Origin of the sequence: Spirillospora sp. NPDC000708, assembly GCF_040299565.1 — a bacterium.
Classification (GTDB): Bacteria; Actinomycetota; Actinomycetes; order Streptosporangiales; family Streptosporangiaceae; genus Spirillospora.
Genome location: NZ_JBEPCJ010000105.1, coordinates 21,823 through 36,285, shown reverse-complemented (window position 1 = coordinate 36,285; position 14,463 = coordinate 21,823). Strand labels below are relative to the sequence as shown.

Annotated in this window: 14 protein-coding genes; 5 read left to right on the top strand and 9 right to left on the bottom strand. The window is 76.3% G+C overall.

Annotated elements, in window-relative coordinates:
- Window positions 1-156 precede the first annotated feature (156 nt).
- Together ABT299_RS44815 and ABT299_RS44810 are read left to right on the top strand one after the other, a co-directional pair.
- A complete protein-coding gene (locus tag ABT299_RS44815; protein WP_500254522.1) occupies window positions 157-1,104 on the top strand; it encodes a hypothetical protein in 948 nt (315 codons plus the stop codon).
- 130 nt (window positions 1,105-1,234) lie between these two features.
- Window positions 1,235-2,362 (top strand): helix-turn-helix transcriptional regulator, encoded by a 1,128-nt coding sequence (locus ABT299_RS44810; RefSeq protein WP_500254521.1) that lies wholly within the window; start codon window positions 1,235-1,237, stop codon window positions 2,360-2,362.
- Between the two features lie 43 nt (window positions 2,363-2,405).
- Here the strand turns inward: ABT299_RS44810 and ABT299_RS44805 are convergent, their stop codons facing one another.
- The 3 genes from ABT299_RS44805 to ABT299_RS44795 form a co-directional block, all read right to left on the bottom strand.
- Complete coding sequence (locus ABT299_RS44805) at window positions 2,406-3,077, bottom strand: ATP-binding protein (RefSeq protein ID WP_500254520.1); 672 nt, start codon at window positions 3,075-3,077, stop codon at window positions 2,406-2,408.
- Between the two features lie 540 nt (window positions 3,078-3,617).
- Window positions 3,618-3,821: a DUF3040 domain-containing protein gene (locus ABT299_RS44800; protein ID WP_190866369.1), complete on the bottom strand. Its 204-nt coding sequence runs from the start codon at window positions 3,819-3,821 to the stop codon at window positions 3,618-3,620.
- A gap of 56 nt (window positions 3,822-3,877) precedes the next feature.
- Window positions 3,878-5,491 carry a glycoside hydrolase family 10-like protein gene (locus ABT299_RS44795; RefSeq protein ID WP_500254519.1) on the bottom strand — a complete coding sequence of 538 codons (1,614 nt, stop codon included), beginning with the start codon at window positions 5,489-5,491 and terminating at the stop codon, window positions 3,878-3,880.
- A 179-nt stretch (window positions 5,492-5,670) separates the two neighbouring features.
- Between ABT299_RS44795 and ABT299_RS44790 the strand changes: the two genes are divergently transcribed.
- Window positions 5,671-6,717, top strand: coding sequence for an Rv2578c family radical SAM protein (locus ABT299_RS44790; protein ID WP_190866365.1), 1,047 nt, complete (start codon window positions 5,671-5,673; stop codon window positions 6,715-6,717).
- Between the two features lie 49 nt (window positions 6,718-6,766).
- On the opposite strand, the gene ABT299_RS44785 is transcribed toward ABT299_RS44790, so the two are convergent.
- Window positions 6,767-7,357: an HAD family hydrolase gene (locus tag ABT299_RS44785; RefSeq protein WP_500254518.1), complete on the bottom strand. Its 591-nt coding sequence runs from the start codon at window positions 7,355-7,357 to the stop codon at window positions 6,767-6,769.
- A gap of 50 nt (window positions 7,358-7,407) precedes the next feature.
- Window positions 7,408-8,460, bottom strand: coding sequence for an ArsR/SmtB family transcription factor (locus ABT299_RS44780; protein WP_500254517.1), 1,053 nt, complete (start codon window positions 8,458-8,460; stop codon window positions 7,408-7,410).
- A 57-nt stretch (window positions 8,461-8,517) separates the two neighbouring features.
- Here ABT299_RS44780 and ABT299_RS44775 point away from each other — a divergent pair, with 57 nt between their 5' ends.
- On the top strand, window positions 8,518-9,837 hold the full coding sequence (locus ABT299_RS44775) for an MFS transporter (protein ID WP_500254516.1): 1,320 nt from the start codon (window positions 8,518-8,520) through the stop codon (window positions 9,835-9,837).
- A gap of 51 nt (window positions 9,838-9,888) precedes the next feature.
- Here ABT299_RS44775 and ABT299_RS44770 read toward each other — a convergent pair whose 3' ends face one another.
- The gene (locus ABT299_RS44770) at window positions 9,889-10,653 is read right to left on the bottom strand and encodes an NAD(P)H-dependent oxidoreductase (protein ID WP_387019060.1); all 765 of its coding nucleotides are present in this window, start codon (window positions 10,651-10,653) and stop codon (window positions 9,889-9,891) included.
- A 109-nt stretch (window positions 10,654-10,762) separates the two neighbouring features.
- Between ABT299_RS44770 and ABT299_RS44765 the strand changes: the two genes are divergently transcribed.
- Window positions 10,763-11,800, top strand: coding sequence for a GlxA family transcriptional regulator (locus ABT299_RS44765; RefSeq protein ID WP_500254515.1), 1,038 nt, complete (start codon window positions 10,763-10,765; stop codon window positions 11,798-11,800).
- A gap of 69 nt (window positions 11,801-11,869) precedes the next feature.
- On the opposite strand, the gene ABT299_RS44760 is transcribed toward ABT299_RS44765, so the two are convergent.
- The 3 genes from ABT299_RS44760 to ABT299_RS44750 all read right to left on the bottom strand — a co-directional run bounded on the left by ABT299_RS44760 (window position 11,870) and on the right by ABT299_RS44750 (window position 14,426).
- Window positions 11,870-12,856 (bottom strand): S1C family serine protease, encoded by a 987-nt coding sequence (locus ABT299_RS44760; RefSeq protein ID WP_387019066.1) that lies wholly within the window; start codon window positions 12,854-12,856, stop codon window positions 11,870-11,872.
- 83 nt (window positions 12,857-12,939) lie between these two features.
- Window positions 12,940-13,470: a GNAT family N-acetyltransferase gene (locus ABT299_RS44755; RefSeq protein WP_500254514.1), complete on the bottom strand. Its 531-nt coding sequence runs from the start codon at window positions 13,468-13,470 to the stop codon at window positions 12,940-12,942.
- Between the two features lie 68 nt (window positions 13,471-13,538).
- Complete coding sequence (locus tag ABT299_RS44750) at window positions 13,539-14,426, bottom strand: helix-turn-helix domain-containing protein (protein ID WP_500254513.1); 888 nt, start codon at window positions 14,424-14,426, stop codon at window positions 13,539-13,541.
- Window positions 14,427-14,463 lie beyond the last annotated feature (37 nt).

Here is a 14,463-nt window from a genome sequence, read left to right as displayed (position 1 = left end):
CCGAGCAGTACAGCGCCACGTCCCTGGCGTCCGCGTTCGCGGAGGTCCCCGACCCCCCGGGGGGGGGGCGGGGGCGCCCCCCCCACCTCCCGCGGGGGGCCCCCCGCCCCGCCCCCCCCCACCCCGCCCCGGGGCCGGGCGGGGCCGGCCGCGCCGATGCCGCCGGCCCCGCCCGTCCAGCGGCCCGCCGACGCACCGGCGCCGCCCGCGGCGGTTCCGCCGCCGGCGCCGCAGGCGGACCTGCCGCCGCCTCCGGTGCCGGTGCCCGAGCCGGTCCCGCCGGCGCCGCCCGCGCCGGTGCCGGAGTCGGCCCCGCAGATCGCCGAGGCGTACGGGATCCGGTTCCTGTGCGGCGCCGACGACATCGGCCGGGTGGTGACGGAGGTGCGGCGGCGCGGCAAGTGGGCGCGGCGGCTGCGCGGGCAGGAGGTGTCGAGCGCGTCGGCGCCGGCGCTGCTGCTGATCGGCGCGCCGTCCAGCGGCCAGCGGCGGCTGGCGCGGATGGTGGCGCGGGCGCTGGCGGAGGTGGAGGCCTCCAGCGGCGAGGTCCATTCGGTGCACGCCGAGGACCTGCGCGACGCGGGCCCCGACGGGCTGCGGGCGGCGCTGGAGGAGCACGCCGGGCACGTGCTGCTGCTGGACGGCCTGGACGGGCTGATCCTGGACGAGGCGCAGGGCGCGGCGTACGCGTCGGTGCTGTACCGGACGCGGCTGGAGGGCGTCAACGACACCGCGCTGCTGGGCACCTGCGAGCCGGACCGGGTCGGGGAGCTGTCGGCGGCGTCGCCGGAGCTGGTGACCGATCTGCGGGCGGTGCGGCTGCCGGACCTGGCCGACGGGCGGGCGCGGTCGGCGCTGATCGGGCTGCTGGCCGAGGAGCGGTCGCTGCGGCTGGGCTCGGACGCCTGGGCGGTGGTGGAGCGGGAGGCGGCCACGCTGCGCCCGCGCGGCCGGCTGACCGGCGCGCGGCTGGTGGAGGCGTACCTGGACCGGGCCGCGACGCGGCATCTGGGCAGCGCGGAGGCGACGCAGGCGATCGGCAGCGCGCTGACGTTGACGGCGGCGGACTTCGCGGGGCTGGCCGCCGAGCTGTCGGGCCGCTGACCCGCCCCGCCGGGGACACCCCCGGGGGGCCGGTGTCGGGGGGCCGGTGTCGGCGGGATCGCCCGTGCCGTAAGGGTTACAGGCGTCTTCGGCGCCGCATAATGTCGGCGGCGGCGGTCACGATGGGTGTGTGGAGCATGCCGATCGCGTGGACCGGCTCCTGGCGCTCGTCGCGGAGCTGCGCGCCGCCTCGCCCGAGCCGCTGGAGCCGCGGGAGCTGGCGGCGGGGCTGGAGGTCAGCGAGCGGACGGTGCGCCGCGACCTGGAGCTGCTGACGCACGGCGGGCTCGAGGTCCGGCAGCTCGGCCGCCGCGGGTACGTGCTGGAGGGGCCGGCGGAGCCGGAGCCGCTGAGCGAGGTCGCGTCGCTGATGGGCCCGGTCCGCGACACCCTCGCCGAGGCGGTGCGGCGGCGCCGGATCGTGCGGCTCGCCTACACCGACCGGTCGGGCGCGCGCAGCTTCCGGGACGTGGAGGCGCACGGGCTGATCACCGCCCCCTACGGGGAGTACCTGGTGGGGTGGTGCCTGAAGCGGGACGGGCCGCGGATGTTCCGGCTGGACCGGGTGGGTGCGGCGGTGCTGTCGGGGCGCGGCGCGGACGTGCGGGATCTGGACGGGCTGCTGGCGGCGCTGCGGGTGCCGATGCCGCGTCCGGCGGCGGAGGCGGGGCGGCGCGGTCCGGCGGGTGCGGCGCGGGCCCGGGCGTGGACCCTGGACCGGTTGGAGTTCGTGCGGGCGCGGCTGCGGGAGGCGGCCGCGGAGGTGCGCGGCGGCGGGGAGGGCGCGGCGGCGCTGCGGGGCGTGCTGGGGCATCTGGCGGAGTGGACGCGCTGGCAGCTGGCGGCGATCCGGGCGGCGGCGACCGGCGAGGACCCGGTGCTGGAGGGGCGGCGTCCGCCGTTCCCGGCCGCGTTCGACCGGGAGCTGCCCTACGAGGCGCGGGAGCGGATGATCCAGGACGCGATGGCGCCGCGGTCGCTGGGGGATCTGGTGCGGGACCTGAGCCAGGTGCTGGAGGCGGCGGCGCACTGGGCGGCCGACTGCGACGACGCGCTGTGGGAGGGCGAGCTGCCCGATCCGCGCCCGTACGGGCCGCCGGGCCCGCCGCGTCCGCTGGCGGATCTGCTGGCGGGCTGGCGGGGGCCGCTGGCGCACGTCGAGTGGCATCTGGACCGGCTGACCGACGAGCCGCCTCGGCCGCCGTCCGGTGACGAGGAGGACGTCTGGGTGGTGGACCGCTGCCCGCTCCAGGCCTGACCCGCCGGACGGCGGCCGGGTGGCGGGGCGGCGGAGCCGGCTCCTAGGCGGGGGCGGGTCCAGCGCCGGCGGTGACGGGCGGAGTCGCCGCGGCGGCGGGCGTCCCTTCGGCGCGGTGCAGGTCGCGGGTGAACCAGACGGTCTTGCCGGTGGGGTGGGTGCGGGCGCCGAACCCGGTGGCGAGCGCGGTGACCAGCAGCAGCCCGCGGCCGGCCTCGGCCCAGTCGAGGACGGGGGGCGCGGGCGGCGCTCCGCCGGGCGCGGCGGGGTCGGCGTCGCCGACCTCGCCGGTGAGGCGGGCGCCGTCCAGGCGCAGGCCGAGACGGACGGGGCCGGTGCCGTGCACGACCGCGTTTGTGACCAGTTCGTCGACCATGAGGACGATGTCGTCGACGTCGCCGGGGTCGGTGACGTGCCAGGCGTCCAGGGCCTGTGCGGTGAGGGCGCGTGCGCGCGCGGCGGTGCGCCGCTCGGCGGGAAGTTCCCAGGACGCGGCGCGCCGCTCCCCCGCCCCGTTGCCCTGCCCGTTGCCCGCTGCGATCCCCGGCCCGATCCCCAGTCCGTTGCTCTGCCCGTTGCTCTGCCCGCTGGTTCGCTCGTTGGTGCGGCGGGCGGTGGTCCCGCCGGCGGCGGGGTCGATGATGTCGATGCTGCGTTCGCCTGCGGCGTCCGCACCGGTGCTTCCGGTGCCGGCGCCGTTCCCCTCGAGTTCCACGTCCCCGTCTCCTCACCGTACGGCGGTGTGCGCGGGCCGGTGGCGCCCGCCGGGTGTTCCCCGTCCCGGCGGCCGGTTCCGGCGTTCTCCGCGTCGGTTCATCTTCAGGGACGCATCGGGCGCGGGGGCGGTGCACGGGCGCAGGCAATCCTCACCCGCGGGTGAGGTGATGGTGGACACGCGGGCGGCCCCGGTGGAATGAGCAGGGTCCGGTTGCCGTTATGGTGGGTGGCGTCGGTGTGGCATGTGTCCCCCGGGCTCTACACAACGCCTTCGGGGAATACCGCCGGTCCGTACGGTCCGGGCTGGAACTCCGTTGTGCCTTTCGCCGTGAGGCGACCACCACACCGGCTCAAGCGCCGAGGCCCCGGCGAGATCTCTCTCGCCGGGGCCTCGGCGTTCGCCGTCTCGGGGCCGGTTCGTTCCGGGGGACGGCGGTGGAGCCCGCGGGTGGTCAGGGGTGGGTGCGTGCGCGGCGGGCCTGCGTGCCTGGGGCGGGGTGCCCGGGCGGGGGGCGGCCGGGTCGGGTGGCGGGGCGGGTCACTGCAGAAGGGCGGTGGCGATCGCGGCTCCGACGGCCGCCAGGACGACGACGGCCGCGATCGCGGTCGCGGTGATCACGCGGGCGCGGCGGCCGCGGGGGGTGCCGAGCCGTGCGAGGCGGCCGGCCAGCCGCGGGTCGTCCTCGCTCAGGCGGACCTCGATCTGGGTGAGGATCCGCTGTTCCTCCATCGACAGCGCCATGCTCAATACCTCCGGGGGGCGGGCAGTGCTGTGTTCTTCCCCACGGAGCATGATCATTATCCTTCGGCGGCGGTAACCGTTGAGCCGCGTGCGGGCGCGCTCTCGTGGTGGAGGCGGTCCAGGGCGGTGACGTAGTAGGTGTAGGCGCGGCCGGGTTTCGCGGAGGGGTCGATGACGCCGCCGCCGCGGACGTCGGCGATCAGGCGCGCGTCGCCGAGGGGCGCGCATCCGGCGGTCCTGCCGTCGGCCCGGTACACCGCGTAGGACACCGCGTCCTGGGAGGGCCGCCACTGCACCTTGATGCCTTCGCCGTCGGGGACGGCGCGGGTGTCCTGGACGGGGGGCGGGGCGTGCCCGCCGCGTCCGGTGACGGCGGGCGGGATCGCGGGGCGGGAGTAGTGGTCGTCGCGCAGGCGGGCGGCGAACCCGCGGCGGTTGGCGGCGATGTCGGCGGCGCTGAAGAACACGTCGCCGCGGACCTGCGGGTACTTGCGGTTGAGGGTGAGGTGGCGCGACAGCTCGTCGGCCTTGCGCCAGGCGCCGGGTTCGCCGACGCGGTAGCCGGCCTGCCCGATGGTCAGCTGCACCTTGGTGCCCTTGACCTGGTCGGCCCACCAGGCGACGAGTTCGGCGTAGCCGGCGCGGGGGTCGCCGATGGGCCAGTACAGCTGGGGGGTGACGTAGTCCAGCCAGCCCTTCTTGATCCAGCCGCGGGTGTCGGCGTAGATGTCGTCGTAGCTCTGCAGGGCGCCGGTGGGCGAGCCGGCGGGGTCGCTGGACTTGTTGCGCCACACCCCGAAGGGGCTGATCCCGAACCGGACCCAGGGTTTGGCCTGGTGGATCTGCTGGGAGAGGGTCTGGACGAGGGTGTCGACGTTGCGGCGCCGCCAGTCGGCCTTGGACAGGCCCTTGCCGTAGGTCTTGTAGGTGGCGGCGTCGGGGAAGTCGCCGTCCTCGGGGTAGGGGTAGAAGTAATCGTCGAAGTGGACGGCGTCGACGTCGTACTTGTGGACGACGTCCAGGACGGCCTTGGTCGCCAGGTCGCGGACCTGGGGCAGGCCGGGGTCGTACCACAGGCCGCCACCGTACTTGCGGACCCAGTCGGGGTGGCGGCGGGCGGGGCTGTTCGCGGCGAGCTTCTTCAGGTCGTCCTGGCGGCTGACGCGGTAGGGGTTGAACCAGGCGTGGAACTCCAGGTTCCGCGCGTGCGCCTCCCTGACCATGAAGTCCAGGACGTCGTAGCCGGGGCTCTTGCCCTGGGTTCCGGTGAGCCACTGCGACCACGGCTCGTACGGGGAGGGGTAGAAGGCGTCGGAGTCGGGGCGGATCTGCACGAACACCGCGTTCATGTTCATCGCCTTGGCGGTGTCGAGCAGGCGGGTGAACTGCTTCTTCTGGGTGGCGGCGGGCCGGCCGGGCTCGGTGGGCCAGTCGGTGTTGCCGACGGTGGCGATCCACATGCCGCGGACCTGGCGGGAGGGTCCGTCGCCGTCGGGGGCGGCGACCTTGGGGCATTCGGGCTTGGCGCCGGCGGTGACGGGCCCGGCGCGGTCGCCGTCGCTGCCGCCGCCGCCGAAGGCGGGCACGCCGCAGCCCGCCGTGCTCGTCACCGCGCCGGCCGCCAGCACCGCCGCCGCCGCTCGGATCCGCGTCCCCGTTCGCCATGCCATAGCGAGCCATTGTTACGCATCCGTTGCGGTGGTACGGACGGAACGGCGATGTCCGTGTGATGCCTCACCCTCCCGCCGCGTCCCTTTCGCCACCGGGGCCCGCCTCGTTGCGATCTTCGAACACACGTTCCATACTGGCCGCCTGACCATGTCGTTCACGTGTTCGAGAGGGGGCGGGTGTGCGCTGGGACCACCTGCGGCTTTCCGGTGACGGCGCGGACGGCGGCGCCGGGGACGGCATCGCGGCCGTGCCGCTGATCGAGCGGCGGGCGGTGGCGCGCACCTTCGACACGCCGGAGTTCCGCGGGATGACCTTCTACGAGGTCCACGCCCGGTCGGTGATCAACGCGGTGCCGAAGGCGTCCCGGATGCCGTTCCGCTGGACGATCAACCCCTACCGGGGCTGCACCCACGCGTGCGTGTACTGCTTCGCGCGCAAGACCCACGAGTACCTGGAGATGGACGCGGGCGCGGACTTCGACTCGCGGATCGTGGTGAAGGTGAACGCGGCCGAGCGGGTGCGGGCGGAGCTGGCGGCGCCGCGGTGGCGGGGCGAGCACGTCGCGATGGGCACCAACGTCGACTGCTACCAGCGCGCCGAGGGCCGCTACCGGCTGATGCCGGGGATCATCGCGGCGCTGCGGGACGCGGCGAACCCGTTCTCGATCCTCACCAAGGGGTCGCTGATCCTGCGGGACCTGCCGCTGCTGCAGGAGGCGGCCGAGCGCACCACGGTCGGCGCGGCGGTGTCGGTCGGGTCGGTGGACTCCGAGCTGTGGCGGCTGGTGGAGCCGGGTACCCCGTCGCCGCGCACGCGGCTGCAGGTGTGCGCGCGGCTGAACGAGGCCGGGATCGGCTGCTCGGTGCTGATGGGCCCGGTGATCCCCTACCTGTCGGACTCGCCGGCGCAGCTGGAGGCGGCGGTGCGGCAGATCGCCGAGGCGGGCGCGACGTCGGTGTCGGCGATCACGCTGCATCTGCGTCCGGGCGCGCGGGAGTGGTTCACCGCGTGGCTGCGCGAGCACCATCCGGAGCTGATCGTCCCGTACGCGCGGCTGTACGGGTCGGGCGCGTACGCGCCGGAGGGGTACCAGCGGCGGATCGCGGCGCGGGTGCGGGAGCTGGCGGCCCGGTACAAGGTGGGCGCGGGGCGCCGCGGGCCGTCGGGTCACCGTCCCGTCCCCGCTCCCCCGCGGCCGGTCGCCGAGCAGCTGCCGCTGCTGTGACCCCGGCCCCGCGCCGCCCCGCCGCCCGCGGGGCCGTCGCAGGGGCGGGTCAGAGGGCCAGGTCGCGGCGCAGGCGGTCGGCGCCGGTGAACAGGAACGCGCGCAGGCCGGCGGCGCGGGCGGCCTCGACGTTGGCGGGGCGGTCGTCGACGAAGGTCAGGTCGGCGGGCGCGGCGCCGAGCCGGTCGGCGACGTGCGCGTAGATCGCGGGGTCGGGTTTGGCGAGCCGCAGGTCGGCGCTGAAGAAGCGGTGCCGGAACAGCGCGGCGAACGGCGCGGCCTCGATGTGGCGGGCCATCTCCAGGGGCGCGTTGGACAGCAGCGCGAGGGGGACGCGGCGTGCGTCGAGGTCGCGCAGGATCTTCAGGGTGCCCTCGTCGAGGTGCGACCACATCTCCAGGTCGAGGCGGACCAGGACGTCCAGCAGGGCGGGGGTTGCGGCGCGGCCCAGGCGCCCGCACAGCTCGCCCCAGTAGCCGGCGGCGTCGACGGTGCCGAGGTCGTAGGCGGGGCGGCCGCTCCAGTAGGCGTCCCAGAACGCGGCGGGGTCGCTGCCGACGGTGCCGGCGATGCGGGCGGCGGCGTCCTCGGGCGGTGCGTGGCAGACGACCTCGCCGTAGTCGACGACGACCCATTCCATGACGGCTCCCTCTGCGTGTTCGTTGAACCCTGTTTCTAACACATATCACGTTACTTCGAACACATGGAGGGTTCGGGGGTTGTTTCGGGGGCCGTGTGCGGGTCGGTGAGGCGGTCGCCGAGGGGGCTGCGCCGGTAGAGCATGTGGCGGCCGTCGCGGGCGCGGGCGACGAGCCCGGCGGCGTGCAGGATCTTCAGGTGCTGGGAGACGGCGCTGGGGGTGACCGACAGCCGGCGGGCGATCTCCACGGTGGGCAGGGGTTCGCCGAGCATGCCCAGCAGCCGGGCGCGCGGCGCGCCGAGCAGCGCCGCCAGCGCGTCACCGCCACCGCCGCCGTCCGCGCCGGTGGCGGTGGCGGTGTCGGCGGGTGCGGGGCGCCACAGGGTCGCGATGCCGCGGCTGGGATAGACGAGCAGGGGCGGTTCGTCGGGGCTGACGGGCGGGGCGGGCTTGTGCGCGAACACCGAGGGGACCAGCAGCAGGCCGCGTCCGGCGGCGTGCACGGTGTGCCGGCCGATCATCTTGTCGATGTGCAGGACGCCGTCGTCCCAGCGCAGGTTGGGGTGCATGCCGGCGAACAGGGCGCGGGCGCCGCCGGTGGCCAGGCGGCGGGCGCGGTAGGTCATGTCGGCCTCCAGCACGAGCCGGATCTGCGGCCAGTGCGGCCGGACGGCGATGTGCCAGTAGCGGCGCAGCTCGTCGCAGATCGCGTCGTTGAGGCGGGCGACGCGGGCGTCGGCGGCGGCGGCGTCGGCGAGGGCGGCGGGCGGTGGGCCGGGGGCGTGGACGGCGAGCAGGTCGCGGCGGACCCGGCCGGGCGGGGCGGCGCGGGCGGCGGCGAGCTGGTCGTCGAAGCGGGGTGCGAACGTCTCGGGTCGGGGGGTGAGGTGGTCGGGGATGGCGTGCCGGTCGCCGACCAGCGCCATCAGCAGCGTGGTGTCGACGCCGGTGAGGCGACGCAGGGCGTCGCGCCGCCAGGGCAGCTGCAGCGCGTAGCGGCCGGGGTCGCGCAGGACCCGCAGGCTCTCCATGGTCTCGCCGAGCGGCGACAGCGCGAAGCGGGTGTCGGCGAGGTCCTCGACACCGAGCACGAAACGGATCATTAAGCGTCACGCTACATCGTTTCCGCCGGGCGGGGCCTCCGCGATCGACTCGTGGGCATGACGACGAGCGCAGCGAACACGGCGGGCACGAACACGGCGGGCACCGGCGCGGCGGGCGGTGGCCCGGGCGGCGGGCGCGCCGCAGCCACGACGGCGGTGCCGGGTGCGGGCCGGGGTGTGATCGTGTTGCTGGCGGTGACGTGCGGGGTCGCGGTCGGGAACGTGTACTTTCCGCAGGCGGTGGCTCCGGCGGTCGCGGCGGGGCTGGGGGTGGGTGCGGGGACGGCGGCGGGGGTGGTGTCGGCGGCGCAGTTCGGGTACGCGGCGGGGATCTTCCTGCTGGTGCCGTTGGGCGACCGGGTGGCGCACCGGCGGTTGATCGTGGTGCTGCTGGCGGTGACGGCGGCGGCGCTGGCGGTGGCGGGCGCCGCGCCGGGGGCGGGGGTGCTGGTGGCGGCGAGCGCGGCGGCGGGGGCGGCGACGGTGGTCGCGCCGGTGGTGGGGCCGATGGCGGCGGGGCTGGTTCCGGCGTCGCGGCGGGGGTGGGTGAGCGGGGTGATGCTGAGCGGGTCGCTGGGCGGGATGCTGCTGTCGCGGTCGCTGGGCGGGCCGCTGGCGCAGTGGCTGGGGTGGCGGTCGCCGTATCTGGTGGCGGCGGCGCTGGCGCTGGTGCTCGCGGTGGTGCTGGCGCGCGGGCTGCCGGTGACGGTGCCGCCGTCGGGGCAGCGCTACGGGCGGTTGCTGCTGGAGCCGTTGGCGCTGTTGCGGGAGGAGCCGGAGCTGCGGCGGTCGTGCTTCTACCAGGCGGCGGTGTTCGGTGCGTTCTCGGCGGTGTGGACGGGGGTGGCGCTGCTGCTGGCGGGTCCCCGGTACGGGTTGGGGGCGCCGGCGGTGGGGGCGCTGGCGCTGGTGAACGCGGCGACGATGGTGTGCACGCCGGTGGCGGGCCGGGCGGCGGACAGGCGGGGCGCGGACGCGGTGAGCCTGTGGGCGATGGCGGGGGTGGTGGTGTCGGCGGGGGTGCTGGCGGTGGGGTGCGTCGGCGGCGCGGTGGGGCTGGCGGGGCTGGCGGCGGGGTCGCTGCTGCTGGACGTGGCGATGCAGTCGGGGATGGTCGCCAATCAGGTCCGCAACTACGGGTTGCGGGCGGACGCGCGCAGCCGGGTGAACACCGCCTACATGACGTGCGGGTATCTGGGCGGGGCGGCGGGGTCGTGGCTGGCGGCCCGGGCGTACGGGGGGTTCGGGTGGGCGGGGGTGTGTGGGCTGGCGGGGGCGCTGGCGGCGGCGGCGCTGGTGCGGCATGGGGCGGCGATGCGCTCCCGTCCGCGCGCCGCCGCCCGGACCGCCGACACCGGCGCGGGAGCGGGCGGGTGAGGCGCGGCCCGGCGCGGGCCGGTGTTCGTGCGCGGGGTGGGGTGTGCGGGGTCAGGTGCGGTGGACGGCGAGGTCGGTGCGTCCGGGGGCCAGGTCGGGGCGCAGGACCAGGTCGTCGTCGTAGCCGCCGCCGCGTTCGGGCCGGTAGGGGATGGGGTCGGCGGTGGGCAGGGCGGTGAGGCGCCGGTCGAGGCGGGCGGCGGCGCGGGCGTGCTCGGCGGGTCCGGCGCGGTCGGCGCCGGTGATCACCAGGGGCGGCAGGACGTCCATGCCGCTGTAGAACAGGGTGCCGTGCAGGAGGGGGAACAGGATGTCCTCGGCGTCGCCGTGGACGCCGCGGGGGCCGAGGCCGGTGGCGCGGGCGCCGGCGGTGGTGACGACGAGGGCGCGGTGCCCGGTCAGGCCGCCGTCGCCGTAGCGGCGGGCGCGGCCGTCGTCATCGTGGACGCCGAAGGCGTAGCCCTGGACGAACACGCGGTCGAACCAGCCTTTGAGGATGGCGGGCATCCCGTGCCACCACAGCGGGAACTGCAGGACGAGGGCGTCGGCCCAGTCGAGTTTGGCGTGTTCGGCGCGGATGTCGGGGGCGAGCGCGCCGGTGGCGCGGGCGTGCTCGGTGGCGGGTCCCAGGCGCAGGGGTTCGCTGGGGTCGTGGGCGACGTCGCCGGGTCCGGCGACGGGGTTCCAGCGCATCGCGTACAGGTCGGAGTGGCGGACGCGGTGGCCGTGGCGCCGCAGGGTGGCGGTGCCGTGGTCGCGCAGGGCGCCGTTGAGGGAGCGCGGTTCGGGGTGGGCGAACACCCACAGCACGTTCATCGGGAGTCCTCCTTGGCGGGGTGCGGTCGGGTGGTCCGTTTCCGATGCTGCCGGGGGCGGGTCGGCCGTCACGAGTGGCCGGTCGGCCATCATGTGCAAGGATCGGGCCATGAGCGGGGGTGGAGGCGGCCGGCATCGGGTGGTGGTGCTGGTGCGCGAGGGTGTGCTGCCGATGGAGCTGGGGATCGTGCATCAGCTGTTCGGGGGGGCGCGGTCGGCGGCCGGGGAGCCGCTGTACGAGGTGGTGTCGTGCGGGGTGGCGGCGGGGCCGGTGCGCACCGACGCCGATTTCCAGGTGCACGTGCCGTTCGGGCTGGAGGCGCTGGAGGGGGCGGGCACGGTGGTGGTGCCGGCGTCGCACGAGCTGGACGAGCGGTGCCCGGGGGCGGGGCCGGTGCCAGCGGCGCTGGTCGAGGCGCACCGGCGCGGCGCGCGGGTCGCCTCGATCTGCACGGGCGCGTTCGTGCTGGCGGCGGCGGGTCTGCTGGAGGGGCGGCGGGCGGCGACGCACTGGCTGTCGGCGGACCGGTTCAGCGCGATGTTCCCGCGGGTGGACCTGGATCCGGCGGTGCTGTACGCCGACGAGGGGGACGTGCTGACCTCGGCGGGCGAGGCGGCGGGGATCGACCTGTGCCTGCACGTGATCCGGCGGGACCACGGCGCGGCGGTCGCGGGGGACGTCGCGCGGCGGACGGTGGTGCCGCCGCACCGGGAGGGCGGGCAGGCGCAGTTCATCGCGCGTCCGGTGGCGGCGCCGCGGGAGGCGTCGACGGGCCCGGCGCGGGAGTGGGCGCTGGAGCGGCTGGCCGAGCCGCTGACGCTGGCGGAGCTGGCGGCGCAGGCGTCGATGAGCGTGCGGACGTTCACGCGGCGGTTCCGGCAGGAGGCGGGGGTGTCGCCGGCGGTGTGGCTGGCGCGGCAGCGGGTGGAGCGGGCGCGGCAGCTGCTGGAGGAGACCGATCTGCCGGTGGAGCGGGTGGCGGAGCGGTCGGGGTTGGGGACGGCGGCGTCGCTGCGGGCGCGTCTGCAGGCGGCGGTGGGGGTGTCGCCGTCGGCGTACCGGGCGACGTTCCGGGGTTCCGGCTCGGGTCCCGCCGCCGGCGCGGGGCCGGGTTCCGGGCCGGGTGCGGGCCGCCCGGCGGACTGACCCCGCGGCCGGCGGGCTGGCTGCCGCGCCGCCCGCGCGCCCGCGGCGGCCGCAGGCGGCGGGCGGGGGTCAGGCGGGTTCGGTGTCGGTGAGCTCGGTGGGTTCGGCGATGACGTCGACCATGGCGCCGTTGCGCACGACGGTGATCGGCAGGGGGCGGCCGATGGCGTCGGCGAACATCAGCCGCTGCAGGGACTGGGCGTGCGACACCGGCTCCCCGCCGGCGGTGAGGACCAGGTCGCCGCGCCGCAGCCCGGCGCGGTCGGCGGGGCTGGCGGGGACGACCTCGGCGACCCGCAGTGCCTCGTCCTGCCCGGTGCGGGCGCGCAGCGCCGCGGGGACCGGGACGGGCGCGGCGACCAGGCCGAGGTAGGCGCGGCGGACGCGGCCGTCGCGCATCAGCGCGCCGATGATGCGGCGGGTGGTGGCGTTGATCGGGACGGCGAGGCCGAGCCCTGCGCCGGCGACGGCGGTGTTGATCCCGACGACGCGGCCGCGGGAGTCGGCGAGGGCGCCGCCGGAGTTGCCGGGGTTGAGGGCGGCGTCGGTCTGGATGACGTCCTCGATGACGCGGGCGGTGCCGCCGCTGCGGGCGGGCAGGGACCGGCCGAGCGCGGACACCACCCCGGCGGTGACGGACCCGGCGAGGCCGAGGGGGTTGCCGACGGCGACGACGAGCTGCCCGACGACGAGGCGGTCGCTGTCGCCGAGGGTGGCGGGGCCGGGGACGTCGCCGTCGGCGCGGACGACGGCGAGGTCGGACAGCGGGTCGGTGCCGACCACGGTGAAGTCGGCGGTGGAGCCGTCGGCGAAGGCGGCCTGCCCGCCGGCGGCGGCGCCGACGACGTGGGCGTTGGTGAGCAGGAACCCGTCGCCGGTGAACGCGACGGCGGATCCGGCTCCCTCGCCGCGGCGGTGGCGGACGCGCAGCGCGGCGACGCGGGGGGTGAGTTCGCGGGCGACGGCGGACACGGCGGCGGAGTAGGCGTCCAGGGCGTCCGCGGCGGGCCCGTCGTCATCGGGCGGGCGGGCGCTCTGGCGGGGTTCGGGGGACATCGCGGCACCTCCAGATGATTACAACATTACCGCGCAACATCCGGAAGCGGCGGAGTGTTCCCCCCGGTGCCGGTCGGAGCCGGTCAGGGGCCGCCGTTGCCGCGGACCTCGGAGCGCAGGACGCTGTAGAGCACCTCGTCGCGGTACCGGCCGTCGCGGAAGCCGTACCCGCGCATCACGCCCTCGCGGGTGAAACCGGCCTTCTCCAGGGCGCGCTGCTCGGCGATGTTGTCGACCTCGGTCTCGGCCTGCACGCGGTGCGCGGTGGTGTGCGCGAACAGGTACGCCACCAGCAGCCGCTGCGCGCGGGACCCGGCGCCGCGTCCCCGCGCCGCCGGCAGCAGCGAGATCCCGATGCTCCAGCACCACAGCGACCCGGCCATGGGGACGCGCCGGTAGGACACGATCCCGAGGACCTCGTCGGCGCGGGCGACGGCGAGGGTGCCGGTGTCCTCCCCCAGCATCCCGTCCTGCTCGTAGCGGCGCCGGAACCGGTGCGGGTCGCTCCACCCCTCCCACAGGAACGGCCCGGCGAGCTCGGGGTCGGTGCGCAGCCGCTCGATCACCGGCAGGTCCGCCTCGGCGACCGGCCGCAACTCCACATGATCGTTCATGGCCGTCACCGTAGGGCGGACCGCTCCCGCCGCGCGACCCGCCCGCCCCGGGCGGAGCCCGTCGTGCGTCAGGGTGCCGTCGGGTGCGGGTCGCCGGCCGGTTCGTCGCGGGCTTGCTCGTCGTGGGCGGTGCCGGTGGGCTCGGTGTGCGAGAGCGCGGCGAGGAGGCGCAGTTTCTCGTCGCTGTCGCTGCCCTTGTCGGGGTAGTAGACGACGAGGATGACGTCGTCGATGGGGAGTTTGTCGCGGTGCAGGCGCAGGTCGCCGACGACGGGGTGGTGGACGGTGGTGGTGCCTCCGTCGAGAGCGCGGACGTCGTGGCGGGCCCACAGGGTGCGGAACCGCTGGCTGGACAGGGCGAGCTCTCCGACGAGCTCGACGAACCGGGGATCGTCGGTGTCGTCCCCGATGGTGGTGCGCAGGGCGGCGACGAAGTCGGCGGTGGCTCTGGCCCAGTCCTGGTGGAAGGCCCGTTCTTCGGGATCGAGGAGGAGGGAGCGGAGCCGGTTCTGGCCGGGCCGCAGGCGCGGGGACAGCGCGACGGCCATGGGGTTGGAGGCCAGGACGTCGAACGCGCGTCCTTCGACGAACGCGGGGACCTGCAGGTGGGCGAGCAGCTCGTGCACGCGCGCCGGGACGTGCTCGGGCCGCTTGCGGCGCGGCGCTCTGGGGCGCGCCGCCGTCAGGCCCAGCAGATACGTCCGCTCGACGTCGTCGAGCCGCAGGACACGCGCGAGCGCCTCCAGGACCTGGAGTGAGGGGTTGGTGTCACGGCCCCGTTCCAGGCGCAGGTAGTAGTCGGGACTGATCCCGGCGAGCAGGGCGACCTCCTCGCGGCGCAGGCCGGGCACGCGGCGGTTGCCCCCGGCGGGGAGTCCCGCCTGCGCGGGAGTGACCAGCTCGCGGCGGGCGCGCAGGTAGCTGCCGAGCCGGTTGCCGGAATCCTCGTCCTTCATGACTCCACCGTATGCGGTGGGCATGTCTCCAAAGGGG